The 24,620-nt window shown below is 62.8% G+C and carries 20 protein-coding genes and 1 pseudogene; 15 read left to right on the forward strand and 6 right to left on the reverse strand.

Annotated features, from left to right (window positions below):
• Window positions 1–7: 7 nt before the first annotated feature.
• Window positions 8–2,083, reverse strand: a complete 2,076-nt coding sequence (locus J0I47_RS09405) for a catalase (protein ID WP_294046639.1) — start codon at window positions 2,081–2,083, stop codon at window positions 8–10.
• Window positions 2,084–2,319: 236 nt separating this feature from the next.
• Window positions 2,320–2,865, reverse strand: a complete 546-nt coding sequence (locus tag J0I47_RS09410; RefSeq protein WP_294046641.1) for a hypothetical protein — start codon at window positions 2,863–2,865, stop codon at window positions 2,320–2,322.
• Between the two features lie 660 nt (window positions 2,866–3,525).
• On the opposite strand from J0I47_RS09410, the gene J0I47_RS09415 reads away from it, so the two are divergent.
• The 12 genes and pseudogenes from J0I47_RS09415 (at window position 3,526) to J0I47_RS09470 (ending at window position 15,069) form a co-directional block, all read left to right on the forward strand.
• Window positions 3,526–4,953 (forward strand): MFS transporter, encoded by a 1,428-nt coding sequence (locus J0I47_RS09415; protein WP_294046642.1) that lies wholly within the window; start codon window positions 3,526–3,528, stop codon window positions 4,951–4,953.
• Window positions 4,950–6,077, forward strand: coding sequence for a metallophosphoesterase (locus tag J0I47_RS09420; protein WP_294046644.1), 1,128 nt, complete (start codon window positions 4,950–4,952; stop codon window positions 6,075–6,077). Before J0I47_RS09415 ends, J0I47_RS09420 begins: the two co-directional genes overlap by 4 nt.
• Window positions 6,070–6,429: an SLC13 family permease gene (locus J0I47_RS09425; protein ID WP_294046646.1), complete on the forward strand. Its 360-nt coding sequence runs from the start codon at window positions 6,070–6,072 to the stop codon at window positions 6,427–6,429. Before J0I47_RS09420 ends, J0I47_RS09425 begins: the two co-directional genes overlap by 8 nt.
• A gap of 171 nt (window positions 6,430–6,600) precedes the next feature.
• Window positions 6,601–7,503 (forward strand): alpha-L-glutamate ligase, encoded by a 903-nt coding sequence (locus J0I47_RS09430; protein ID WP_294046647.1) that lies wholly within the window; start codon window positions 6,601–6,603, stop codon window positions 7,501–7,503.
• Between the two features lie 62 nt (window positions 7,504–7,565).
• Window positions 7,566–8,512 (forward strand): annotated as a pseudogene (locus J0I47_RS09435) (LLM class flavin-dependent oxidoreductase).
• 68 nt (window positions 8,513–8,580) lie between these two features.
• Complete coding sequence (locus tag J0I47_RS09440; RefSeq protein ID WP_294046649.1) at window positions 8,581–9,945, forward strand: RimK family alpha-L-glutamate ligase; 1,365 nt, start codon at window positions 8,581–8,583, stop codon at window positions 9,943–9,945.
• On the forward strand, window positions 9,942–10,733 hold the full coding sequence (locus J0I47_RS09445) for a sulfite exporter TauE/SafE family protein (RefSeq protein WP_366809983.1): 792 nt from the start codon (window positions 9,942–9,944) through the stop codon (window positions 10,731–10,733). Before J0I47_RS09440 ends, J0I47_RS09445 begins: the two co-directional genes overlap by 4 nt.
• 182 nt (window positions 10,734–10,915) lie before the next feature.
• On the forward strand, window positions 10,916–11,200 hold the full coding sequence (locus tag J0I47_RS09450; protein WP_294046651.1) for a hypothetical protein: 285 nt from the start codon (window positions 10,916–10,918) through the stop codon (window positions 11,198–11,200).
• 198 nt (window positions 11,201–11,398) lie between these two features.
• Window positions 11,399–12,943: an MFS transporter gene (locus J0I47_RS09455; protein WP_294046653.1), complete on the forward strand. Its 1,545-nt coding sequence runs from the start codon at window positions 11,399–11,401 to the stop codon at window positions 12,941–12,943.
• A gap of 204 nt (window positions 12,944–13,147) precedes the next feature.
• Window positions 13,148–13,444 carry a type II toxin-antitoxin system RelE/ParE family toxin gene (locus J0I47_RS09460; protein ID WP_294046655.1) on the forward strand — a complete coding sequence of 99 codons (297 nt, stop codon included), beginning with the start codon at window positions 13,148–13,150 and terminating at the stop codon, window positions 13,442–13,444.
• A gap of 11 nt (window positions 13,445–13,455) precedes the next feature.
• On the forward strand, window positions 13,456–14,586 hold the full coding sequence (locus J0I47_RS09465) for a HigA family addiction module antitoxin (RefSeq protein ID WP_294046656.1): 1,131 nt from the start codon (window positions 13,456–13,458) through the stop codon (window positions 14,584–14,586).
• Between the two features lie 9 nt (window positions 14,587–14,595).
• Window positions 14,596–15,069, forward strand: a complete 474-nt coding sequence (locus tag J0I47_RS09470) for a hypothetical protein (protein ID WP_294046657.1) — start codon at window positions 14,596–14,598, stop codon at window positions 15,067–15,069.
• Window positions 15,070–15,150: 81 nt separating this feature from the next.
• Here J0I47_RS09470 and thyX read toward each other — a convergent pair whose 3' ends face one another.
• Window positions 15,151–16,086 carry an FAD-dependent thymidylate synthase gene (gene thyX / locus J0I47_RS09475; protein ID WP_294046659.1) on the reverse strand — a complete coding sequence of 312 codons (936 nt, stop codon included), beginning with the start codon at window positions 16,084–16,086 and terminating at the stop codon, window positions 15,151–15,153.
• 320 nt (window positions 16,087–16,406) lie between these two features.
• On the opposite strand from thyX, the gene J0I47_RS09480 reads away from it, so the two are divergent.
• From J0I47_RS09480 to J0I47_RS09490, 3 genes are all read left to right on the forward strand, one after another.
• Window positions 16,407–17,423, forward strand: a complete 1,017-nt coding sequence (locus J0I47_RS09480) for a hypothetical protein (RefSeq protein ID WP_294046661.1) — start codon at window positions 16,407–16,409, stop codon at window positions 17,421–17,423.
• Window positions 17,424–17,433: 10 nt separating this feature from the next.
• The gene (locus tag J0I47_RS09485) at window positions 17,434–19,704 is read left to right on the forward strand and encodes a hypothetical protein (RefSeq protein ID WP_294046662.1); all 2,271 of its coding nucleotides are present in this window, start codon (window positions 17,434–17,436) and stop codon (window positions 19,702–19,704) included.
• Window positions 19,705–20,815: 1,111 nt separating this feature from the next.
• Entirely contained in the window at window positions 20,816–22,018 is a 1,203-nt protein-coding gene (locus J0I47_RS09490) for an acetyl-CoA C-acyltransferase (protein ID WP_294046664.1), read from the forward strand.
• A 2-nt stretch (window positions 22,019–22,020) separates the two neighbouring features.
• On the opposite strand, the gene J0I47_RS09495 is transcribed toward J0I47_RS09490, so the two are convergent.
• The 3 genes from J0I47_RS09495 to J0I47_RS09505 are packed head-to-tail and all read right to left on the reverse strand — an operon-like array spanning window position 22,021 to window position 24,620.
• Window positions 22,021–23,145 (reverse strand): NADH oxidase, encoded by a 1,125-nt coding sequence (locus tag J0I47_RS09495; protein ID WP_294046665.1) that lies wholly within the window; start codon window positions 23,143–23,145, stop codon window positions 22,021–22,023.
• Window positions 23,146–23,160: 15 nt separating this feature from the next.
• Window positions 23,161–23,895 (reverse strand): glucose 1-dehydrogenase, encoded by a 735-nt coding sequence (locus tag J0I47_RS09500; RefSeq protein WP_294046667.1) that lies wholly within the window; start codon window positions 23,893–23,895, stop codon window positions 23,161–23,163.
• Window positions 23,892–24,620, reverse strand: a complete 729-nt coding sequence (locus J0I47_RS09505; protein WP_294046668.1) for a glucose 1-dehydrogenase — start codon at window positions 24,618–24,620, stop codon at window positions 23,892–23,894. The genes J0I47_RS09500 and J0I47_RS09505 overlap by 4 nt, the downstream gene beginning before the upstream one ends.

The raw sequence follows: 24,620 nt of genomic DNA on the forward strand, positions 1-24,620 counted from the left end.
GCGTTGGTCATGCGAGCGTGCGCAGCTTCGGCTCGCGGTCGTAGAACCGCCGCCCGGCCGCCTCGACGAAGGCCTTGTCCAGCCCGACGACGCCGTCATCCGGCTCGACGCCGGCCTTGTCGAGCAGCGGCTTCGCCTCGTCGCTGGCGCCGATGGCTTTGAGGTGCGCGAACGCGTTCATGGCGAACTCGACCGCCGCGCCCTCCTTGAGTAGCGCCGCGCATCCATCCTCGGATAGGATGAGGGCGACGGCGTCGAATATCTGGGACGGCGACCCGGCGAGATGGCCATCGGCCTTCTGCACATTGCCATCCGACAGTTTCGCGCCGCCCACCTTTGGCGCAACGATCACCGCCTTGCCCTTGGCCTTCTCGATGGCAGCCGTCACCGACTTCAGCACCGCAGCGTCGGTTCCGTCGGCGATCAGGATGCCGACGGCGCGCCCCTCCAGCGTGTCCTTCATCTTCTTGTGGATCGACAGCGCGTCGGACGGCGGCATGTCGACCGGCTCCTTCGCCGCCTTGGCCTTCTTGGGCAGATCGATGCCGAGGCCTGTCGCGACGCGCTTGGCGAGATCCTCGTCGACGTTGCGCAGGTTCGCGACCATCCGCGGCGGCACCTGGTCGAGCAGGCCGACCTTCGACAGCTCGAACACGAACGACGAGGCGATGTGGGCCTGCTCGTGCTCGTCCTGCGAGCGGTAGAACAGGCGCGCCTGACTATAATGGTCGGCGAAGCTCTCGGCGCGGATGCGCAGCTTGTCGCCGGTTTCGTCGGGTCCCGTCGCGGCGTTGGCCGTCGCGAAGCCGCGCGGGGTCTCGCGCGGGCCGCCGTCCTCGCCATGTTCGGCGAGACTGTTCGGCTCGTAATTGGCGCGGCCCTTGGGGACCATGGTCTGCATCTTCCCGTCGCGCTGGAAATTGCCGAATGGGCAGCGCGGCGCGTTGATCGGGATCTGGTGGAAGTTGGTGGTGCCGAGCCGCGAGTTCTGGGTGTCCATGTAGCTGAACAACCGACCCTGCAGCAGCGGGTCGTTGGAGAAGTCGATGCCAGGCACGATGTTGGTCGGCAGAAACGCGACCTGCTCGGTCTCGGCGAAGAAGTTGTCGACGTTGCGGTTGAGCGTCAGCTTGCCGATGACGCGCAGCGGCACGTCCTCCTCGGGGATCAGCTTGGTCGCGTCGAGCACGTCGTAGGGCTGCGCGTCGGCGAACGCCTGGTCGAACACCTGTACGGCTAGATCCCACTCGGGGAACGCCCCGCTGTCGATCGCTTCGAACAGGTCGCGGCGGTGGTAGTCGTTGTCGGCCGCCTGGAGCTTCAGCGCCTCGTCCCAGATCGTCGACTGAATGCCCAGTCGAGGTCGCCAGTGGAACTTGACGAAGCTGGACTCGCCCTTGGCGTTCACCAGCCTGAAGGTGTGGACGCCGAAGCCCTCCATCATGCGCAGAGACCGCGGTAGGGTACGGTCGGACATCGCCCACATCAGCATGTGCGTCGTCTCGGGCATCAGCGACGCCCAGTCCCAGAAGGTGTCGTGCGCCGAGCCGGCCTGCGGGTAGGCGCGGTCCGCCTCCATCTTCACGGCGTGGACGAGATCGGGGAACTTGATCGCGTCCTGGATGAAAAACACCGGGATGTTGTTGCCGACGAGGTCCCAGTTGCCCTCGCGCGTATAGAACTTGACCGCGAAGCCGCGCACGTCGCGCGGCGTATCGACGGACCCGGCTCCGCCCGCAACCGTCGAGAATCGCACGAATACCTCGGTCTTCTCGCCCTTCGTAAAGACAGCCGCCTTCGACAGTTCGGAGATGTCGTCGGTCGCCTCGAACACGCCGTGCGCGCCGGAACCACGCGCATGTACGATCCGCTCGGGGATGCGCTCGTGGTCGAAGTGGAAAATCTTCTCGCGCAACACGAAGTCCTCGAGCAGGGTCGGGCCGCGCGCGCCAGACTTCAGGCTGTTCTGGTTGTCACTTACCGGCACGCCGTGATTTGTCGTCAATGATGCAGCATCCCCGGCTGCCCGCTGGTGAATCTCACCGCCGTTGCCCAGCGTAGTCTCGCCATCGGTGGACGTCATCGATTTTCCCCTTTTAGGAATGGTGAGGGCGTCACGGTCGGGACGCTCAAACGTCCCGCCGCTCCGCGCCGATTGTCGCTGAACGACCGACATGCTCGATCTGTCCCTCAATGTGCCCATTTATCGCACTGACCGGGATCAACGCCCGGGCATGGTCGAGGAGGCCGGCGATCTGGCCTAGTCTAACGAAATGAAGCTACGCCTGGTCGCCAGCGCTCTGATGACGGTCGCGTCCGTCAAATCATGGCCCTGGCCGTTCGATAGCAATCCTCGATATGGGAATTGCCCACAAGTTTCATCGCGCTGAAGCTGATCGCCGCGGCAACCGTCGTCCCGACGATCGGAACATACCTCGCAACGGAGGCAGTCGCGACACGGGCGCCAACCCGGCGGAGGAGGCTTGTGACGAGCCTCTTTGTGACCATGCGGCCAATGACATTGTTGCCCAAGCTAGACGCGACCACGAAAACTCTCTCGGCGACGTGCGGTGGGAGCTTCTCGACCTGCTCGTGATCCAGTCCAAACCGCCCGCTGATATCTGGAAGCAGCGTGGCGAGAAGACCGACGTCGGCAACGACGTCGGCGCCCGGGACCGGCACTACGGCCGCGCCAGCCGATAGCAGGGCGCGGGTCGTAACAAGCCGCCGGCACTCCCGTCGCAGGGCGTCAAGTCGCTCGGTCGTCATCGCCGAGGTCGTCACGGCGCCCGCGATTCGGACGTTGGCCGGTTCAAGCGAGAGAACCTTTACCCGTCGTCGGCTGCTCGACGGCGATTGCGGCATGCTCGAGCAATCGCTCACCGATAGCGACCGCGGCTGCTGGCGTCAGCGTCAAGGCGACGCCGCCGGGACCATCGACCAAGATGTGACCGTCGAAGGACTCGACGTCGGAAGGATCGTCATGTGCTCGCGTCATACCGCCTCCTTTCTCGTAAACACGGCGCCCGAAGAATGTTTCCGCCGACGTTCGCCCTGACGATCGGCACCTAGGCTGCCATCGTAATTTACTGCAATGCTCGCTATCCGGCTTCGAGGGAAGCTGCGAGGTCCACCACACTGCGCCAGAACCAGATGGCGCATGGAGGTTGCCTGCCGGGAGCAACATGTCGCATGCCAGCTTCGCGCCTCAATGTCAGTCGTTTAACGCTGATCTAATACGCGCCAAAAGCTGCCGCTAGCGGATGCGGTTTGAGACCTGCAACATCCAAGCGCAAGATGGCAGCGGACGCGGGAGACATCCTGCCGATCTGTCAGCCTCGATCGGCTAGGACGCACCCTTTTTGAATCGAAACGTAGCGTTTCAATTTCCGACTTAACGATAGTAAACCGGAACTGAACGACGCGGTTCATCCGCCGTTTCGCGCGCGCCGCTATTTCCCGCTCGGCAAATCGATGCGGCGATACCGTCTGTCGGTACGCAAGCTCCCAGCGGCATACTGGCCGGTGGCGCCCGGCGCCGCAACAATGATCGGGCCCGGGTCGGATATATTGGGCAGGCTCAGAGTTCTGCGTCGACCTGATGGAGATCATACCATGGCGACCGCTGTTTCTTCAACCAAACGCGCCGCCACGTCAGGTCATGACGACGGGCGAACTCGCGCACGCCGTGCGCTCGAAGCGCTCAATTTCTTTATGGCCGATATGCAGGCAGGGATCGGCCCATTTCTCGGCGTGTTCCTGCAGCAGCGCGGCTGGCAGGCGGGACCGATCGGGACGGTGATGACGGCCGGCGGTGTTGCCGGCATGCTGTTTACGGCGCCGGCCGGGGCGTTCATCGACCATACCAAGAAAAAGAAGCTGGTCGTCGTTGTCACCGGGATCGCGACGGTGCTGGCCTCGTTCCTGATCCTGTGGTCGCAGGCGTGGGCGGTGGTCACCGTCAGCCAAGTGGCGACCGCGATCGCCGGGGCTGCCATCGGTCCGGCCGTGGCAGGCATGACGCTCGGCGTGGTCCGGCAAAAAGGATTCAACGCGCAGAACGGCCGCAACCAGGCATTCAACCATGCCGGCAACATGATCGGTGCTGGACTCTCGGGCTGGCTCGGCTGGCAATTCGGGATGCCGGCGATCTTCTATTTGTCGGCGGCGTTCGGCGTGTTGGCGATCCTCTCCGTGCTGGCGATCCCGGAAAAAGCGATCGACCACCAGGCGGCACGCGGTCTCGAACAAGGCGAAGATTCAGACGATGACGGCGAACCCGGCAAGGCAGAGGGCTTCAAGGTTCTGATCCGCAACAAGCCGATGCTGATCCTCGCGCTCGCGCTCGCCTGCTTCCATCTCGGCAATGGTGGCATGCTGCCGCTCTACACGCTGGCGGTGGTCGGCGCGGGCAAGGGCAACCCTGCCGTTTTCACCGCCACGACCGTCGTGGTCGCGCAGGCGGTGATGATCGTCGTCAGCCTGATCGCGATGAAGGTGGCGGCGGGACGCGGCTACTGGCTGGTGCTGCTGATCTCGTTCGCCGCGCTCCCGGCACGCGGTCTCCTCGCCGGAAGCTTCATCGAGCACTGGGGGGTCTGGCCGGTACAGGCGCTCGACGGCATCGGTGCCGGCTTGCAGAGCGTCGCAGTGCCCGGGCTGGTCGCGTGTCTGTTGAAGGGCACGGGCCGGGTCAATGTCGGGCAGGGTGCGGTGATGACGGTCCAAGGCGTGGGCGCCAGCCTGTCGCCTGCGATCGGCGGCTGGATCGCGCAGGAACTCGGCTATCGCGCGACATTCTTCATCCTTGGTGGCTTCGCCATCGCCAGCCTGGCGTTGTGGATCGGGTTCGCCGCAACGCTGCGGCCCGCCTGCGCCGGCACGGACGGGGGCGGGCAGGGCGATGAAGATGGGGCCGGTGCCGATCGAGGCAGCAAGGAGGGTGCACGGTGAGCGACACGATCTGCTGGACACATATCGGCGATCTTCATCTCGACGAGGCGGATGATTGGGCCGGCCTGACGCGGTTGAAGACGGCCGTCGACCAGATCAACCACGCCGCCGAGGGCATCGATTTCGTGTTCCTGCCCGGCGACAACGCCAATCACGGCACCGTCGAGCAATACGAACGGCTGATCGAGGCCTTGGCGCCATTGGAACGGCCATGGCGGATCATCCCCGGCGATCATGATTTCGAACCGGGCGATCTCGGCAATTACAACGCGGCGATCCCCGCAGAGAACCGCCCCGAGGCGGAAACGATAGCGGGTTTTCGGTGTCTGTTCCTGGACATCATCTCGCCGGGTGCCGGCGGTCCCGACTTTCGCGTCACCATGCACCATCGCAATCGCCTGGCCGAGGAGCTTTCGCGTGCCGAGGCCGCGGGGCAGGTTCCGCTCGTGTTCATGCACGCCTATCCCGGCGATCTCGCCGCCGATGGCGATACGATCGCGCGTGCCTTCGCCGATGCCCGCGTCGCGTTCGTCGACACTGGCCACACACACTACAACGAACTGCTCAACGATGGCCGCGTCATCTATGGCGCGACGCGGTCGACCGCGCAGATCGAGGAAGACGATGGCAGGCCCGGTTTCGCGATCGTCTGCGTTCACGGCCGGGTGCCGAGCTGGCGCTTCCGCCGCCTTGATGCGCCTTGGCCGCATGTCCAGATCGTCAGCCCCTGCGACGTGCGCCTGGTCACCCGTCCCGCCGATACGCACCAAGTTCCCCGTCCCGGAATGGTCACTATTATCGCGAGGGTGCTCGGCGCAACCGGCGCCGCCATTTTGGAGGCCCGGGTCGACGGCACCGCTCCCGTCCCCATGACGTGCGGCAGCGACGGGCTATGGCGCGTGGAAGTACGGGTCGACGGCGCCGGCATACACGGCATCGAAGTCACCTGCGGCGATGGTCGCGATCGCATCGATATTCTCGTCCGCGACGCAAAGAACATTCCCAAGCGGCGGCTTCTCGCCGGAGCGGGCACCGAGGCACATTCGATCGGCGCGTGGCCGATCGCCGGGATTGACGGCTTTCAACTCGGCCCCAACAAGAACGGCGGCCCGCCGGATGCCTGACGTCACAGTCGCCACCGGCGCGACTTGGGCAATCGCGGCGCTGGCGACGGTCGGGGTGATCGGCCGACCGATGCGCTGGCCCGAATGGATCTGGGCGGTCGCCGGCGCCGTGCTACTCGTTATTCTCGGCTTGCTGCCGTTCGGCGTTGCCGCTTCGGCCACGGCCAAGGGGCTCGACGTCTATCTTTTCCTGACAGGCATGATGCTGCTCAGCGAAACGGCCCGGGCCCATGGCGTATTCGACTGGATCGCGGCAACCGCGGTCAATCGGGCAAACAAGTCAACAGGACGGCTTTTCTTGCTACGCGCCCAAACATCAGCCGTTATCTGCTTCTCACGCGGAGCCCGATGACAGCCGTCTGTCGAGCTCGTCGCAATGCTCAGCCAGTTCATCGCTCAACAGATCGATTTTGCTGGTGACAAACACGCCAACTGCCGTCAGCCGTGCGAGATCGCGGGTCTTTGCCCTACCTAAACCAAACGCCCGGTGTGTTTGACTCGGCATAGCTCTAACGACAGGCAGATGGCTAATCTTGCGATTCTATACGAGCACCCACAATGGTTCGAGCCGCTGTTCGCTGCTCTCGACCAGCGCGGCGTCGATTACGCGAAGTTCGGACCGAACGGTGATTGGAACCCGGCCGACACTGCCATCCCGGCGCCGGTGGTGCTCAACCGCATCGCGATGTCGAGTTTCCTGCGCGCCGACGAACATCCGATCTTCCACACGATGGCGCTGCTCGACCATTGGCGGCGTTCGGGCGCGCGGGTGGTCAATGGCGCCGACGTGATGGCGATCGACGCGTCGAAGGCGCGACAGCTTGCGCTGATCGCGTCGCTCGGCCTTGCCGTCCCCGAGACACGTGTTGTCCATCGTACGGCGGACGTCGAGGCGGCCGCCGCGACGCTCGCCTTTCCGCTGGTGGTGAAGGCCAATATCGGGGGATCGGGCGCCGGGATCGTCAAGTTCGACAATTTGGCCGAGTTGCGCTGGGCGGTGGCCGAGGGTGAGCTGCCCAAGAGTGTCGACGGCGTCCTGCTCGTGCAAGATTACGTGCCAGCGCGCGGCGGCGAGATCACGCGGATCGAGACGCTCGACCGTAAATATCTTTACGCGATCGACATTGCCGGGGGCGGCGCCTTCGATCTGTGTCCCGCTGACGCCTGCGTCGCCGATTCGGGTGTCGCGATGCGCCCGGCCGACCCGGCGCCCGCCTTAGTCGACGCCGTCGAGCGCATCGCTGCCGCGATTAATCTGGACGTCGGCGGGATCGAAGTGATGATCGACGATCGCGACGGAATGCCGCGCTTCTACGACATCAACGCTTTGTCCAATTTCGTCGCAAGGCCGCTCGACCTGCTCGGCTGGGACCCGCACGAGAAGCTGATCGACTGGCTCAACACCCTGATCGCGAAAGGCCGCTGATGCGCTACGGTTACTGGATGCCGGTGTTTGGCGGATGGCTCAGGAATGTGCCCGACGAGGGGATGGCGGCCAGCTGGGACTATGTGAAGCGGTTGGCGCAGCGCTCGGAGCAACTCGGCTACGACCTATCGCTGATCGCCGAGCTCAACCTCAACGATATCAAGGGCGTCGAACAGCCCGCGCTCGATGCCTGGTCGACCGCGGCGGCCCTGGCGGCGGTGACCGACAGTATCGAGCTGATGGTCGCGGTGCGACCGAACTTCCATCACCCGGCGCTCTTCGCGAAGGCAGCGGCGAACATCGATCGCATTTCGAACGGCGGCTCGCGCTCAACGTGGTCTCATCCTGGTGGGCGGACGAGGCGAAGCAGTACGGCCTGCAATTCGACCAGCACGACGATCGTTACGCTCGGACCGAGGAGTGGTTGACGGTTGTCGATGGGCTGTGGACCGAGGAACGGTTCAGCTTCGACGGACAGTATTACAAGACCGAAGACGCGATCTGTTCGCCCAAGCCTGCCAAGCGGCCGACAGTCTATGCCGGGGGCGAGAGCGAAAAGGCCAAGACGATGATCGCCGCGCAGTGCGACGCCTATGTCATGCACGGCGATCCAGTCGATGCGATCTCCCCCAAGATCGCCGACATGGCATCGCGGCGCGACGCGGCCGGCGGACCGCCCCTGCAATTCGGCATGGCTGCCTATGCGATCGTCCGCGACAGCGAGGCCGAGGCGAAGCGCGTGCTCGAGCGGATCACCACGGTTAGTGACTTCCCGGCGGGCTACGCGAATTTCGATCAGTGGCTGTCGGGCACGCAACTCGAGCGCGAGTTCAAGATTCAAGAATATTCGGTGTCCAATCGCGGCTTGCGCCCGAACCTCGTCGGCACGCCCGAGCAGCTCAAGGAGCGGATCGCCGAATACGAACATGCCGGGCTCGACCTCCTGCTCCTCCAGATGAGCCCGCAAGCCGAAGAGATGGAACGCTTCGCGGCACAGGTGATGCATTGAGCGTTGCCCATCGCTATCTGATCTGACGTCGCGTTCCAATTGGGATCGCAGGCGTTAAAGGGAACGCGATGCTGGTCGGCTGGCTGCTCTTCCACCGGGACCTGGAGCCTTCCCTCCCGGAAGTGCCCGAGGTGCTGCGCTTTCAGGAGGCTGCGACCGCTCAAGGCATCACGTTGCTCGTGTTCAAGCCACAGGATTTCGACCTGATCGTCGGCGGTGGGGAAGGGTGGTCGCTCACCTACCAGGGCGCGCCCGTCGCGCGGCCGGATTTTGTGTTGTGCCGCACCGGCGCCGAAACCGATTATGCGACGCTCGCCTTGCTGCGCCATCTTGAACGACGTGGCATTCGCCTCGTCAACGGTCCGGCGACGATCGAGGCGGTGGCCGACAAACTGCACACGCTGCAGACCCTCGCGCGAGCCGGGCTGCCCGTGCCGCGGACGATCCTGAGCAAATTCCCGATCGACAGCGCGCTGGTCGAGCGTGAGCTGGGCTTCCCGCTGATCGTCAAGACGTTGAAAGGCACGCGCGGTGCGGGTGTCTTGAAATGCGAGGATGCATCGCAGTTCGAAGACTTGGCCGGCCTCCTCGCCAGCACGGTCACGCAGGCTGAATTTATCCTACAGCGCTACATTCGCGCGAGTCACGGTCGCGACGTACGCGTGCTGGTCGTCGGCGGGCGTGTCGTGGCGGCGATGGAGCGGCGGTCGCTAACCGGGGGATTCAAGTCGAACGTCTCGCTCGGTGGGGTTGGCGCTGCCTATAATCCGCCGAACGAAATGGCGGAACTGGCGGTCCGATCGGCCGAGGTTCTCGGCCTCGACGTGACGGGCATCGACATCCTGTTCGACGAGGATGGGTATCGCATTTGCGAAGCCAATTCGGCCCCCGGTTTCCAGGGGCTGGAACGTGCGTCGGGCGTCGACATTCCGGGCGCGATTCTGCGCTGGATTGCCGACACGCAAGCTGCCCGCACGGAGCTAGCGCCCGCCGTCGAACCGGATGCGGTCGTCGATCTCGTGTTCTACGGCAGGACCGGCATCCGCGCCCTGGCCGACCAGAGCTCGACCTTTCAGCGGTTTGCCGGGTCGGTCGCCCTCCAGCTGTTTGCCGCGGGCGCCCGCGCCTTGCTGCAGGCCGTTCTGCCGGACAGCGTATCGAACCGCCGGGGCCGCACGCGATCCGAACTGCGCAGCCTGTACGAGGGACGCGTAACCTCGCTCGCGGTGCTGAGCGACGCCGAGCAGGAGCGCTTGCTGATCACCGTGCTAGCGGTCTCGATCTGGACAGCGGTCCTGCCGTGGCTTGCAGCGGCCGAGCCGGCGATCGCTGGCGCTTTGTCCATCCTGGCATTGTCATTTCCTGTCGTGTTCCTCCTGGCCTCCCCGGCACGTCGCTTGGCTTCGGGCAGATCGAAGCGGATCAAGAGATGATGGCGAGCAATCTCTCTTGGGCCTGGGCCGAGTTGTGGCCCTTTATCGCCATCGGATTCATTGCTCAGTTGGTAGACGGCACTATCGGCATGGGGTTTGGTGTCCTGTCCAATACCTTGCTGATCATTATCGGCTTCCCGCCGGCGGTTGCGTCGGCGACAGTACGATCCGCGGAAGGCTTCGCCAGCGGCGTTTCAGGCATCAGCCATGCCCTGCGCCGGAATGTCGACTGGCCTCTTTTCGCTCGCCTCGTCATCCCGGGAATTATTGGCGGGTTCATCGGCGCCTACTTGATCTTGCGTGTACACGCACAGGTCGTGCGGCCGCTGCTATTCGCTTACCTCGGCGCCCTCGGTATCTACCTACTCTGGCGCGCGCCGCGTCGCCCACATGCCTATCGCCAGCTCCGCGGCGCGACGCCGATCGGCATTGTTGGCGCGCTGGTCGATACCACTGGCGGTGGCTGTGGCCCGATCGTCACCGGAAGTCTGCTGGCGCAAGGCGGAAATCCGCGAACGATCATTGGCACTGTCAACGCCGCCGAGTTCTTCGTGACGATCACGGTGCTGAGCGCCTTCATCGGCACGATCGGCTTGGCGTCGGTGACGTCCGCGATGGCAGGCCTGCTGATCGGTGGCGTCGTAGCCGCGCCCGTTGGCGCTATTCTGGCAAGCCGCCTGGCGCCCCGGCTCTTGATGGTGCTCGTTGGCGCATTTCTCTTGGCGAGCAGTATCTACGGCATTCTGGCGCTTGCGATCGGACCAATACCGTCCTTCCCGCGCTTCTAGCAGTCTAGCGGTTGCGTAGCGCCTGGCACAGGCTATCGAGCCTTGGCTGACTCTGCCCGCCCCGTGAGAAAGAGCGCGAGAACGATCGTATAGGATGAAACCGCACCTTCCGCGAGTGACCATTACTAGACGCATTTCATGCATGCCGACAAAAACCCGAAAATCGGGAACTGGGAGATTCAATGTTCACCCCGCTCGCGTCGTTCTCCCGCTTCCAGGGCTGGGCGAGCAAGTTCACCGTCACGCCGCCCGATGGCCTGCGCGACGCCTATGCGACGATCGGCGCTAACTGGAAGCGTGAAGGCTGGATGAGCGGATACGGTATCGGCGCGACCTATCACCGCTTCGCCAGCGATCGTCTGATACGACTGTATGGCGACGAGATCGACTTGATCGCGTCCGCCAAGATTAAGCGTTACGCGATCGCCGCGCGCTACGCACATTACTGCGGCGACGTTTGCTACTGATACCGACAAGGTCTTCCTGACGCTCGAATGGCAGCTCTAAGCGCGATCACACAGGATCATGGTCCAGCAGACACAGACGGTGACCGAGTGACCGTTCAGCTGCTCGGCAACCCGTTTTTATAGTATTGGATCACCGCAACTGTCGCAGAGGGAGCGTCCGTGCCTGGTTTGAGTAGCACTTTGTCCGATCGCCAGGCGGTGTGGGCGTTCGTCATCGGCTGTGCCGCTGTCACGGCTGGTGTTATTATGCACCTTCCCATGTTCGCGATGGCTCGATCGATGCACTATCATCTGGCGGGCATGCCGATGGGCAGAACGATGACCGCCGGCATGGCGCTCATTGTCGCGGGCGTTTTGGTTGCTGCGTACGGGCTTCTTCCCCGAAATCTTGCGGCTCAACGAGCATCAGCGGCCGACATTATCGTGGCAGCTCCAGAGGATGCCCCGCTTGGCGTGGCGCATTGGAGCCTGATGGGGGTGCTGGTCATCGCCCTCATCATCGACGTGATGAAGCCGGCGTCGTTGGGCTTCACGGTGCCCGGCATGATCAGCGAGTATGGCGTTCCTAAGAAGACAGTGTCGCTCGTCCCCTTCTTTGCGCTGGCGGGCACGGTTGTGGGATCGGTCGTCTGGGGCTGGATCGCCGATATCTATGGTCGCAAGGCCTCGATCCTGCTGTCGGCAGTAATGTTCGTCGGCACCTCCATCTGCGGCGCGATGCCCAGCCTCGCCTGGAACATCGTTATGTGCTTCATGATGGGCGCGGCTGCCGGCGGTATGCTTCCCGTGACGTACGCGCTGCTCGCCGAAATGATGCCGAACCGGCACCGTGGCTGGAGTCTAGTTCTCGTTGGCGGATTGGGAGCGGTCGGAGGCTATTTTGCAGCGAGCGGCTTGTCGGCGTTGCTGCAGCCTATCTTTGGTTGGCGTATTCTCTGGCTCGCCAACCTCCCGACAGGTCTGACCTTGGTCCTGCTCGGCGCTTTCATCCCTGAGTCCGCTAAGTTTCTGCTGGCACGCGGTCGTACTGGCGAAGCGGAGGCGGTCATGCGGCGATTTGGCGCAAGGGCACGAAAGGCCGCGCCAATCGCTGTTTCGCGGTCGCTTAACTCAAGCCCGCTGTCGGGACTTCATCTCTTCGGGAAGTTGGCAGCGCTCAGCATATGCGCCCTGTCGTGGGGTCTGATCAATTTCGGCCTGTTGTTGTGGTTGCCAGCTGACTTGGTGGCGAAGGGCTATTCCGTCGGTGTGTCGAGCAAGTTGCTCGCGGAAAGCGCGTTGATCGCCTTTCCGACCGTTTTCCTGGCGGCCTTTCTCTATAGTCGCTGGAGCACCAAGTTTTCGCTGCTTGCGGCCATTGTCGTCACGCTCGCCGGCTTGTTGCTGGTCTTGAGACTGGAACTTGCGGGTGCGGGCAGTCCGGTGCTGCCAGTGGCGCTGCTGATCGTTGGCACGAACGCGATCATCGCGATCGTCCTTCCCTATGCCGCGGAAAGCTTTCCGCTACGCGTTCGCGGTCGCGCCACGGGTTGGGTGGCGGCCTGCACTAAGGCAGGCGGATTACTGGCGCAGGCTCTAACTATCAGCGGCGTCGCGCTCTCCGTGGGTGTTTCCGCCGTGACGATAATGGTGCCGACGCTCTTGTCGCTCGCTTTGGTCGCCTGGTTCGGTCGTGAAACGCGTGGCAGCGACTTGCGCGACCTGGATGCTGACAACGGCCAGATTGGTCATGCCGAGGCGTAGTGAAATGGCGGCTAAGCGCCCCAAATTCGGTCGTTGGGCGTGGGCGGCCTCGATCCCAAAAGCGGTCGCGATTTTGATCCCGAAAGCCGCAGCACTGACACCAACTCACTGATCAAAGACACACGCCCCGAATAATCCAACTGAACGTCCCTAGTTCAGTCGTGTGTTGACGATTGGTCATGCGTGGCTGTAAGGCTGTGCGATATGAAAATCGAGTTCGCCGATGCCGACCTGTGCCGCATCTGTACCGACGAAGCGCATAAGCTGGGGCTGCCAGTCACAGTCATCCAGTCCGCGCGGCGTCGACTGGTACAGCTGGAAGCCGCGTCGGACGAACGGGACCTAAGGAATCTGAAGAGCTTGAACTACAAGAAGCTGCAGGGGGATAAAGATGGGAGACGTACTGTGCGCGTGAACGATCAATATCGGATCGTGTTCACGCTTATTGATACGGAGAAGCCTCCGGTAATCAATATTCTCGCAATTTGCGATAATCACTGAGGGATGCCGTCATGACTGTTTTTTCTTGTCTATCTGATGTGCCTCACCCCGGTGAATATGTGCGCGAAGAGCTTGATGCCCGCGGCTGGTCTCAGCGCGACCTCGCTTATATTCTGGGGGTGCCGGAGCAGGCCGTCAACATGATCACGTCCGGCAAGCGTGGCATCAGCCCGGAAATGGCAAAAGCGCTTGGAACCGCTTTTGATGTGTCTGCGGCATATTTCGCTAATTTGCAGCAAGCGCATGAGATGGCGAACGCTCGGGCGCCGGACCCTGCGGTCGCGCGGCGCGCAGCGCTCCAAGCGATTTTCCCCGTCCGCGAAATGATCCGCCGCGGCTGGTTGTCCGATACCGACATTGGCATGCTTGAAGCGCAGGTGATGCGGTTTTTTCGGAGAAACAGCCTGGAGGATGTTCCTTACCTGGCTCACGCGGCGAAGAAAGCAGACTATAGCGAAACAAACCCCCTGCAGCTCGCTTGGCTGTTTCGCGTTCGGCAACTCGCCGGCGAGATGGTCGTGCCTGCTTTCTCGATGAAGAAGCTGAAGACGTTTACTGACGAGTTGCCCCGTTACATGCTTGATCCCGAGGAGGTTCGCCACGTCCCGCGCGCACTGGCAGAATGTGGCGTGCGCTTCGTAGTTGTCGAGACCCTGCCTAAGGCTAACATCGACGGGGTCTGCTTCTGGATTGATGACAAGTCGCCTGTGATCGGAATGACGACACGGCACGACCGCATCGACAATTTCTGGTTCGTCCTACGCCACGAGATCGAGCACGTGCTTAACTTGGATGGTCGCGGTGAGCTAAACGCGGACACGGTGGATGTTGATATCGAAGGTGTAGGAGACGAGGCGCTTCCGGCCTGCGAAGTAAAGGCGAACAAGGCGGCGCAAAATGCGTGTGTGCCGACCGATGAACTCGCGTCGTTCTATGTACGCAAGTATCCTTATATCGCCGAGAAGGACGTCATGGCCTTCGCGCGGCGTATCCAGCGGCACCCAGGTATCGTGGTCGGCCAACTTCAGCGCAAAATGGACAGGTACAACTGGTTGGCGCGTCACAAGGTGAAGGTCCGCCAGCATCTCGCAGGATCTGCGTTGGTTGACGGTTGGGGCGATGTTGCCCCGGCTGAACTGTAGGAGCGAAAGATGGCGACCTATCGTGAGCAACTTCAGAAAGTCTGGCACGCGTTTGAGCGCGAGAACGGCCATGTTCCTGCGACGACTCGTGAAGCCGCGCAATGGGGCGTTGTGAAACGGATGATCGAAATGCCCCGGGTGGACCCGTTCGATAAGCTGGCGGAGGATATGTCTGCAGCCCTGCGCGAAGAATATGCCACTGACCCCGAAGGCAGGCGTTATCGGGTTAATCACGCGGTGCGCGTGAGCAAAGGGGGCGTCCAATACACGTTCTGGGCGATTATGAAGGATGCTCCGCGAGAACATATGCAAAAGGCCTTCATCCAGCGACGCCAGCAAATCGTTGGCGATTGTGTGCAGCTAGGTACCGACGTCGAGGCCTATAATGCGATGCGATGTGACCAGCCGCCGATCCCCATGCTGTTCGACTTCCGTGATGACGTGGAGGAACATCGCTACTGGGACGGAAAGAAAGCGGCCTAGCTCTCCTGCGTCCCGTGGTTTCTGAAGAGTACTAAACCTGAGATCACGACCGCGGAACGCCCGCAAAGGATCTCCGCACATTCAGGGCTGATTAGTTATCCCGAGCGCGGCATCAAGTTCGTCCCATTCGCGGCGCGAGAGACCTGAAGTCTCAAAACTAATCGCTTCACCCGATAGCGCGCGTCGGACGATGTCGGCAGCAGTCGCTGAAAGCGAAACCGTGTTCATCTGATATTCCACGAATGCCTCATAAGCCATCGGGACCCAGCGTTTGACAATGTCGAGCATCACTTCGGCATATGCGCGAATTTCATATTGGGCGTGAGGATCAGCCCTTAAACGCAGGAAACGGAGGAGGTTGTGAAGATCAGCCTTCCAGTACCATTGAGTGTACGTGTTAAGACCTAAACCAATCCGAGCTAGCTCGCGAGCGACGCCGGGGCGGGAGGGCTCATGATTGCCTCCCTCATCATTGAGCATCCAGAGATAGTTGTCATAGGCACGTTCAGCTTCGCCCCGTAGCAGCGCGCGAACCGCCTCGGCGGCATTGGTATCGACAGGCTCAGCGCGACCCTGCTTGTTTGCCGCAGATTGAGGCGCGATCTGGTCGGGCTCCGGAATATAAAACTCACGATCAAGTATCGAATAGCGAGCAGAATACTCATTTACGTTAGCCGTGCGATGCCTGATCCACTGCCGGGCGACGAAAATCGGCAACTTAACGTGAAGCTTGATTTCGCACATTTCGAACGGGGTGGTGTGCCAGTGGCGCATTAAATAGCGGATGAGACCGCGATCTTCGCTGACTTTACGTGTTCCACGACCATAGGAAACGCGTGCTGCCTGCACCACAGCGCTATCATCACCCATATAGTCTACGACGCGGATGAATCCGTGGTCCAGCACGGGAAATGGCGTGTGCATCACCGCTTCGAGTTCGGGAACGGTGGGCCGCATTGTCGTCGTGACGGTCGCACGCGCGCGCTCGATTTCGTTTCGCTGATCGTCGTCCAGCATCGCACCCTCCGAAATCCTGGCTGCGCCGCCCATGGCAATGTTGAAATGGTCTGTCGACCACACTTGTTCGCCGCGTCTGGCCGGCCCGGCGACATCGACCTGCGTCGCATGGCCTCATGCCCGCAATAGTGTCAGATTTGGATCGAGAAATTCTTTGCGCGGATGCACTTAACGTCTAACTCGATTTCGAGGATCCCTGCGGGGGTGGGGGAGGCGGGACTAGTATGAGGCCAACTCATACGATCACAACCAATGACGGCATCGCTGAGATCGAGACGCTCCTGCGCCGCTTCACCGCGCGTACCCCGTCGTCGCGCACCGTGCTGCGGATTGCTTCCCCGCAGCCCGAAGTTTTTTTGCGCGAAACCTGGCTTGCCTTGGCGGTCGCGGCTGCGATGGACAGCACCGACGCCTTCACGTTGCTGTCGCCGGGCATCAAGGCCTGGCCGGTTTTTGCCGATCCTGACTTCGACAATGACGAGACGCCGGCGCTGTCACTCGCTTATTTGCTGACCTTGCAGACCGGCGGCACGGTCGTGCCCGACGGCAACGACGCGCTCCGGCTTCCGCTAGAGGTCGTGAAAAACCTGGTCTCGGTCCGCCGAGGCGGCCTCGCCGGCGTCGGCGGGCGCACCCAGCGTCTGGTCGAGTTCGATGGGACCGAACCCGTCGCGGCCGCGCTGCGCGAGCACGGCGACTATGTCAGTGCGTTTAAGCATGTCGTCGTTTCGATGATGCGCCGCGTCGAGGTCGGGGCGATCGCGCGCAACATTGACGAAGACCTGACCGCGATCGGGAAGAGCGATCTAATCGACTTCCTTCGAGAACTGCATTCGAACGGCTATGCCTATGCCCGCGCCGCAGGCGCGGTTCGCGTGCTCAAATTCCGCAAGAACCTGGAGGCCAAGGATCAGGCGCTCGAGCGCGCCACCGGCTTCCCGCTGCTGCGCGACTATATTGCCGGCCAACGGCAGGATCGTCTCAACCTGATCGAAGCCAGCGTCTCGGATTTCGGGCCGGGCATATTGGAGGGATTCAGGGCAAGCGAAGTTGGCCGGGGGTATGACGATTGGGCCGACGACCGACTGATGGACAAGCTCCTCCACGAACAACTCAGCAGCAATGCCGATGATCCCAATGCCGGCCGCGGCACGGTGATTGCGATTGGGGCGGCGCGACGGATCGAGGGATTCGTGACCTTGCGGACCGGACGGCATTGGTATGTGCTCGACGGCTCGCGCCACGACGCCGAGCGTATGGTCCCGGTCCCGGGCGAGCATCCGCCGGTCAAGGGTACGCACTGGACGATCATCTACCCGGACGCGCTGCAGTCCTAACGGCGCTGGCTTGTACACCTTCCGAACTTCCGTCAGCGGCACCGGTCGCAAGCAGCCGCTCCGGATCGTTCAGGCCGAGAAAGGCCAGACGATCGGCGACATCCTGGAGGCCCTGCGCCAGCAGGGTCTCGCGACCGAGCCCGTTGTCATCAGACTGCCGGTCGAATGGTCGGTCGATCCTGCGATCATCGCCGCCGATCCTGCGGAATGGACCGGGCCTGTCCGCGACCTGGTCGGCGAGCCAGCGGACATGTTCGGGCGCGCGAGGGATCGCTCCGTTTACCTCCTCTACGCGCATCAGGCGCAGCCGTATCTGTCGCGCGCGCTCAACACCTCGCTGATCTCCGACGACCTCGCCGGATTCGTGCCTGCAGAGCTCGTCGACCAGCTCCGCCAGGCCGAGTTCGGCTATCTGGTCGAGCGGTCAAAGGCCTTGCTGAGCGCACCGCCTGGCACGTCGTTTCGCGCACCGAGCGGCAAGATCGTTAGCAACTTCATTCGGGTCGGCAACATCCAGATCGATCGCGATGCGCTCGATGCGATCGCGTTTTGGATGCTTGAGCATCTCAAGGACCGTCAGGCAATTGTCGTCGATACCTGGTCGATCTCATCGCTGGCGTCGCACGCGGCGCGGATCGCCAGCGAGCATCTCGCAATGCCCATGCCAAGGTTGGAAATTCTGCCGGGCTATAACGACGGGAGTACTGCCGCGAAGGATGAGGCGCTTCGCATCCTCAAGCGTATCGATGCCGACGTCGGCGCGGCGCCCGAAGATAAGACACGAGTTCTCATCCTCATCAGTGCGACCCAATCCGGCAGCCTGGGCAAAGTCCTGAAAGAAGCGAGCGCCGATAGCGGTCATCGCTGCGATCCGACCTTTCTCGCCTTGTTCGCGCTGGCCGATAGCGACCTACCGCGGCTCTCTAATATGGTGAGTGATCAGCGGTTTTCGTACAAGGATGACGACGAGGCGACCGCGACGATCGAGATCGACCGCCAGGTCTATTTTCCGCTCGCTTATGAGGACGTGTCCTACCGACTCCGCAAACCCGATGCGCAGCGGTACCGGCGTTTCTTCGACGATTATGCCGAAACGCAGGTGGTTCGCCTGCATGCCGATGGGGTGAGGCTCGACGCGACACGGCAGCCGCATCACATGATCAGGCTCGATCTCGACGAGATACGCGAGACGGCACCGTTCAGGGCAAAGCTGGCGACGACGCTCGCTGGCTTCGGGCCGCAGTTGGCGGTGCTCGCGCCAAGCCACGACGCCGCCTGGAAATTCGCCGGACAGGTCGAGGTTGAGCTCGAATCGCGGTTTGGCAAGATCCTGGTTCTCCATTTGCCGGCGCTCGGTGCTGCCACCGATACTGGCGATCGCGCCAAGGCCGCCGCGATCATTCGCGCGGCCAAGACAGGTGACGAAATCACGATCGTTGAGGACGTCGCGAGCGGCACCGATCGCGTCGCGCAGATCGATAAGATGCTTCGAACCGAAGGATTTGCCGGGAAGGTCAACTTCGTAATCGGCATCCATACCGACGAGGATCCTGAGGAGTGGGTGGCGTTTTGCGGACGGTTGGGGCCCAACACCGTCCATGTCGTCGAAGAATTACCCATGCCGGATGGCGGGAGCGATGCTTGCCCGTGGTGCAGGGAGCTCGAACTCTACGATCGCTGGGCCCAGCACGGCCCACCATTGCCACCCGCCTTGCTCGAACGGCGCCAAAGCCTTGTCGGCGCCGGCACGGCCGGCTTGACCGCCAATGCGCTCCTTCATCCTGCTCAGCTCGCTGCGCCCGAACTCGGACCCAAATCCTTTTACAGCAACGCCGGTTGCAGCCAGGCACACGTGATCGGCGCGGCGGCAGCGGCGATCCAGTACCAGCGCGCTGTCGGTCAGCCGGACAAGCCCAAACTCGGCGAACGGCATTATCCGGTGGCGACGATTCTCGACCATCAGGACTATCTGTTGCAAAAGTGGACCGACACCGTGTTACGGAGTTCGTTCCTGCGCGCGGCGACCCGCGACGAACTCGTCTGGACGGAGAAGGCGAAGGAGGGCAAGCGCGCGGCTGCGCTCGAAAAGCTGATCCATCACGCAGACGCTAGCGAGCACGATATCGTCCTCGAACTGCTCATTGCCGCTTGCCTTGGCAAGGTGACGATCAATCTTGCCGATGCATCGCTCGTGGCCCGCATACAGTCGCTGACGACCGATGGTTCGGCTGGGTATTTGATCGAGCGGCTAAAGGAGTTGAAGGAAGCCGGTCAGATCTAGCTGGTCTCGATCCGACGCAAGATCGGCCAACGTCCACTGTTGCCGCCAGCAGCCCAAGAGCGGACAGTCTGAAACCGGCCCACTTGCGGTTGTAGCGAATAAGCCTTCGCCAAGGCGCCCGTGCGGACGCCAGCGTACGTGTTGCGACAATTCCTGCCTTGGCGATGTCCGCGATTGATGGTGTTGCCGTTTCGGACCTATCCGATGCACGACAACGATCACCGCGCTGACAAGCTCGACGACCTTACGGATCGGTTGCTAGATCGCTTTGGTTCGCGAACGCGGGAGGTCGTGGAAAAACAATTGTCTCAAGCGAGCGACCAACCCGAACTTGGTGCCGTTTGGCGCGCTATTCTGTCGTGTCCGCGCTCGCTGGTCTGTGGACAGGTCTATGTCCGACGGTCGCGACGCGGCGACATCACCTACTGCACCTTCAGCAGGGGAATAACACTGAACAGACCGATCGCTGCTTCCAGCCAAATTACGGCGCCGACGGAAAGGACGAGGGCAGTGGCCACCATTCGCGCTATTTTTACCCGGACGAACCAATGAGTCAGTTCGAAGCCCCCGCCGACCCAAATCAGAAACCGACAGTACTCATGCGCTGCTTGGCGGTGGCGACCTGTCCCTAAATGCCGGCGCGCAGTTCTCAGGCGCGTACGATCGCACGCTCGACGGGCGACTGACGCAGCCGCCTATGCGATGGTGAACAAAGAGATCGGCTATCGACTGCCGGGCAGCTCGATACGCATTGCCGTTCTCAGTCGGAACTTGCTCGACCAAGTGTACGGCACGAGGCACGCGCTGGCGGTGTCGTCGGCGGCGAGATGCCCGCTGAGCTCCCCCTCGATATGCACTAGCACGCTGGCTGCATCAGCGTATCGGCGCCGAAGAATTCCGATCCGCACGACGATAAGGCTCACACGCATCTCGCTCCGCCTGATTGGCGCTGTTCGAACTGCCGATGGTTTAGGCCACACGTGCAGGCCGCTCACTGTCAGTCGCCGCCGGGATTCGCTCAAGTTGATCTCGTGTCGCGGTGAAAACCCTCGTTTGCCGGCCCTTCTGATCGTCGTCATTCCACCGTGCTGTTCAGGATGGGGTGGATGACATGAAGGGCGAACCCGTTTTTCTGTGTGGTGGCCGGCGGACACCGATCGGCCGCTATGCCGGCGCACTGGCGGCTGTGAGACCGGATGACCTCGCGGCCATCGCCATCCGCGGCTTGATGGACGATTTCCCTCAGATCGACTGGAACGACGTCGACGATGTTCTGCTGGGGTCGACCAATCAGGCTGGCGAGGACAATCGCAACGTCGCCCGAATGTCGGCGCTCCTTGCCGGGCTTCCGGCAGCCGTTGGCGGGATAACCCTCAATCGCCTTTGTGCCTCCGCATTGGAAGCAGTGATCGTGGGCAGCCGAATGATCGCAACCGGTGACGCCGGGCTGGTTATTGCCGGCGGCGTCGAGAGTGCCAGTCGCGCGCCGTACGTGTTCAGCAAGTCGGCAACGCCGTTCGCCCGCGACGTGGCGATGTTCGACTCAACGTTTGGGTGGCGGTTCGTGAACCCGCAGCTCGAGGCCGCTTGGGGCGTCGACACGATGCCGCAAACCGCCGAGAATCTGGCGTCCGACTTCGCAATTTCCCGCGAGGATCAGGATGCTTACGCGCTGCGCAGCCAACAACGAACCGAGGTCGCAAGGGCGCGTGGGTGGTTCACGGACGAAATCGTCACCGTGACCGCTGGCAACCATGCGGCACGCGTGAGCGTCGATGAGCATCCGCGACCGGCCACATCGGCCGAAAGCCTGGCCGCACTTCGCCCGTACGTCCGGCGCGACGGTACCGTAACCGTCGGCAATTCCTCGAGTTTGAACGATGGGGCTGCGGCACTATTGCTGGCCTCGGAGGCCATGGTCGCGCGCTACGGTCTCAACCCGCTGGCGCGCATTGAAGGCGCCTCCGTTTCCGGCGTCGCGCCGCGGGTCATGGGGATCGGCCCGGTCCCAGCGACCCGAAAGCTCTGCGACCGCCTCGGACTCGATATCAGCGCCTTCGACGTCATCGAACTCAACGAGGCGTTCGCGTCGCAGGTCTTGGCGTGCACGCGCCAATTTGGGCTGCCGGACGATGCTCCGCACGTGAATGCGAATGGCGGCGCGATATCGCTTGGCCATCCGCTTGGCATGTCGGGTACGCGGATCGCTCTCGCGGCGGCCCGCTCGCTTGCCGCGACAGATGCCACTCGGGCGCTTGCGACAATGTGCGTCGGGGTGGGGCAGGGCGTCGCGCTGTCGATTGTCCGCCCCTAAAGCTATGCGGGATCGCGCAGGGAGGGGTCGACCAGGTATTTCTCGCCCGTCGCTCGGCGCGTCAGCTTGCGCAGCGTGTCGGGTTCCAGCAAGTCGGTCAGGCTGACCGTTCCGGCATAACTGCTTGCGAAGGTCGTGCGCAGGCCGGCCATGACCCGGCGGCGCATCGCCGTCGCGCGCTCCGGGCCCGCTTGAGCAAGGAAGGACGAGAGCAGGAATCCACCAATGCCCCACGCCATGCCGATGCTGCCGGTGACCGCGATCGGAGCCGGATTGAGCCGGCCATAGATATAGACCTGCTTGTGGACCGCTGACCCGTACCGGCTGAAGGCAGCGCCACGGCTGGCGACGGCCTCCATTCCGACCAGGATCTGTGCGGCGAGATCGCCACCACCGATGGCGTCGAACGCAAGCACCGCGCCCGTGGCACTCAGCGCGGCGTCGAGCTGTTCCGAGAAATCGGCCGCCGAGCTATCGACGACATAGCGCGCACCGGCATCGCGCAGGATTTTGGCCTGCGCTGCTGATCGGACGATATTGACCAGCCCGATTCCGTCTTCGATGCAGACGCGGTTGAGCATCTGCCCGAGGTTCGACGCAGCTGCCGTATGAACGATCGCCTGGTGACCCCCCATCCGCGCCGTCTCGACCATGGCCAGGGCCGTCATCGGGTTGATCGTCGCCGAGGCGCCGTCGGCGGGACTGACCTCATCCGGCAGTTCGATCGCTTGCGTGGCGCTGATCTTGCGGAGGCTGGCGTACATGCCGCCTCCAGTCAGCGCCACCTTACGACCGATCAGTTGTTGGGCGTCCGGACCAGCCGCTTCTACGATCCCGGCGCCCTCATTGCCGACCACCAGCGACTGGCCGATACGATTCGCCTGGGCGGACATTCGCGACGCCGGGATATCGAACACCAACCCATCGGCCGTCGCTCGCATTGTTTCGAGATCGGCCGGCCCCAACACCAGGACGAGATCCGACGGATTGACCGGCGCCGCTGCCATGCGAACGAGGATCTCGTCCCCGATCGGTTTTTCGTGTTCGACCGTCTCAAGCGTGATCGTCAGGGTAGCATCGGCCTCGACGCGCGAACGCAGTTCGACGCCGCTTACGGTCTCGCTCATGATTCCTCCTGTGGGTTAGGCGGTAAAGCCACCGTCGACCGAGATTTCGGCGCCGGTCACAAAGCTCGCCGCATCCGACAGCAGGAACAGAACCGCCGGGGCAATTTCCTCGGCGCGTCCGAACCGGTCGAGCGGGATACGTGACTGTGCCGCCTTGCGACGCTCTGGTGACCAGGCGTCAAGCATGCCGGTATCGGTCGGGCCCGGATACACCGAATTAACCCGGATACCGGAAGCGGCAAGATCGATGGCTGCGGCGCGCGACATGCCGCGCACCGCCCATTTGCTGGCGCCATAGGCGAACCCGCGCGGCGCGCTCCGCATGGCAACGCTGGACGAGACGTTGATGATCGACCCGCCGCCACGACGCAGCATCGCCGGTATCGCCGCTTGCATGCCAAGGAAGACGCCGGTCTGATTGACGGCGATATGGCGTTCCCAGAGCTCAAGACTCGTTTCCAAAAGTGGCGCGGGGTCGAGCAAGCCGGCGTTGTTGACGAGGCCGTCAATCCCGCCCCCCCAGTCCTCGGCGGTGGCGATCACGGTGTCCCAGTCGGTGGGGTTCGATACGTCGTGGCGGACGAAGCGGGCCTGTTCGCCAAGCGAGGCTGCTACGTCCTGACCCGCGTCGCGCAGGTCAGTCAGTACGACGCGCGCACCTTCCTTCACGAATAATTCGGCCTCGGCGGCGCCCTGGCCCCGCGCTGCCCCCGTCACGATGATGACTTTTCCAGTGAGAATGGCGGTCATGTCGCAGAACTCCCGCCATCAACCGCTATCTCGGCCCCGGTGATGAAGCGGCTCTCGTCTGACAGCAGGAACAAGACGAGATGGGCCACTTCGGACGGCTCGGCCATGCGTCCGAGCGGCACCCGCTGCAGCCATTCCGCCCGCCGTTCGGGCGTCCACATCGACAACATCTCGGTATCGATCGAGCCGGGATAGATGCCGTTCACGCGGATGCCGCGCGGCGCGAGATCGACCGCGGCGGCACGAGTCATGCCGCGCATCGCCCATTTGGTCGCGCCATAAGCGAAGTTGCGGGCCGAACCCCGCAGCCCGGCGATCGACGAGATGTTGACGATCGACCCACCCCCCGATTGCTCGATCAGCGGCGCTGCGGCGCGCATCCCCAAAAAGCAGCTGGTCTGGTTGACCCGAACAAGCTTCTGCCACTCGTCCAGCGTCGTCTCCCTCAGCCCCTTCGTCAGGAGCACGCCGGCGTTGTTCACGAGACCGTGCAGGCCCCCCATCTGCGTCGCGATTTCGATGGCATGGCGCCAATCGTTTTCGTCGCCGACATCGTGGCGAACGAAGGTAGCGGCGGCGCCGAGTTCGGTGGCGATCGCCTCGCCCTCGGGCACCCGAATATCGCTGACGATAACCCGGCCGCCTGCCTCGACGACGAGCCGGGCGGCGGCCGCACCCTGTCCGCGTGCCGCTCCAGTAATCAGGACGGTGCGTCGATTGAGCAC

This window comes from Sphingomonas sp. (assembly GCF_017304635.1).
Classification (GTDB): Bacteria; Pseudomonadota; Alphaproteobacteria; order Sphingomonadales; family Sphingomonadaceae; genus Sphingomonas.

Excerpts from the sequence above, each read along its gene's own strand:
- J0I47_RS09405 (WP_294046639.1), bottom strand. The coding sequence starts at position 2,083 with ATGACGTCCACCGATGGCGAGACTACGCTGGGCAACGGCGGTGAGATT.
- J0I47_RS09410 (WP_294046641.1), bottom strand. The coding sequence starts at position 2,865 with ATGCCGCAATCGCCGTCGAGCAGCCGACGACGGGTAAAGGTTCTCTCG.
- J0I47_RS09425 (WP_294046646.1), top strand. The coding sequence starts at position 6,070 with ATGCCTGACGTCACAGTCGCCACCGGCGCGACTTGGGCAATCGCGGCG.
- J0I47_RS09430 (WP_294046647.1), top strand. The coding sequence starts at position 6,601 with ATGGCTAATCTTGCGATTCTATACGAGCACCCACAATGGTTCGAGCCG.
- J0I47_RS09440 (WP_294046649.1), top strand. The coding sequence starts at position 8,581 with ATGCTGGTCGGCTGGCTGCTCTTCCACCGGGACCTGGAGCCTTCCCTC.
- J0I47_RS09445 (WP_366809983.1), top strand. The coding sequence starts at position 9,942 with ATGATGGCGAGCAATCTCTCTTGGGCCTGGGCCGAGTTGTGGCCCTTT.
- J0I47_RS09450 (WP_294046651.1), top strand. The coding sequence starts at position 10,916 with ATGTTCACCCCGCTCGCGTCGTTCTCCCGCTTCCAGGGCTGGGCGAGC.
- J0I47_RS09460 (WP_294046655.1), top strand. The coding sequence starts at position 13,148 with ATGAAAATCGAGTTCGCCGATGCCGACCTGTGCCGCATCTGTACCGAC.
- J0I47_RS09465 (WP_294046656.1), top strand. The coding sequence starts at position 13,456 with ATGACTGTTTTTTCTTGTCTATCTGATGTGCCTCACCCCGGTGAATAT.
- J0I47_RS09470 (WP_294046657.1), top strand. The coding sequence starts at position 14,596 with ATGGCGACCTATCGTGAGCAACTTCAGAAAGTCTGGCACGCGTTTGAG.
- thyX (WP_294046659.1), bottom strand. The coding sequence starts at position 16,086 with ATGCTGGACGACGATCAGCGAAACGAAATCGAGCGCGCGCGTGCGACC.
- J0I47_RS09490 (WP_294046664.1), top strand. The coding sequence starts at position 20,816 with ATGAAGGGCGAACCCGTTTTTCTGTGTGGTGGCCGGCGGACACCGATC.
- J0I47_RS09495 (WP_294046665.1), bottom strand. The coding sequence starts at position 23,145 with ATGAGCGAGACCGTAAGCGGCGTCGAACTGCGTTCGCGCGTCGAGGCC.
- J0I47_RS09500 (WP_294046667.1), bottom strand. The coding sequence starts at position 23,895 with ATGACCGCCATTCTCACTGGAAAAGTCATCATCGTGACGGGGGCAGCG.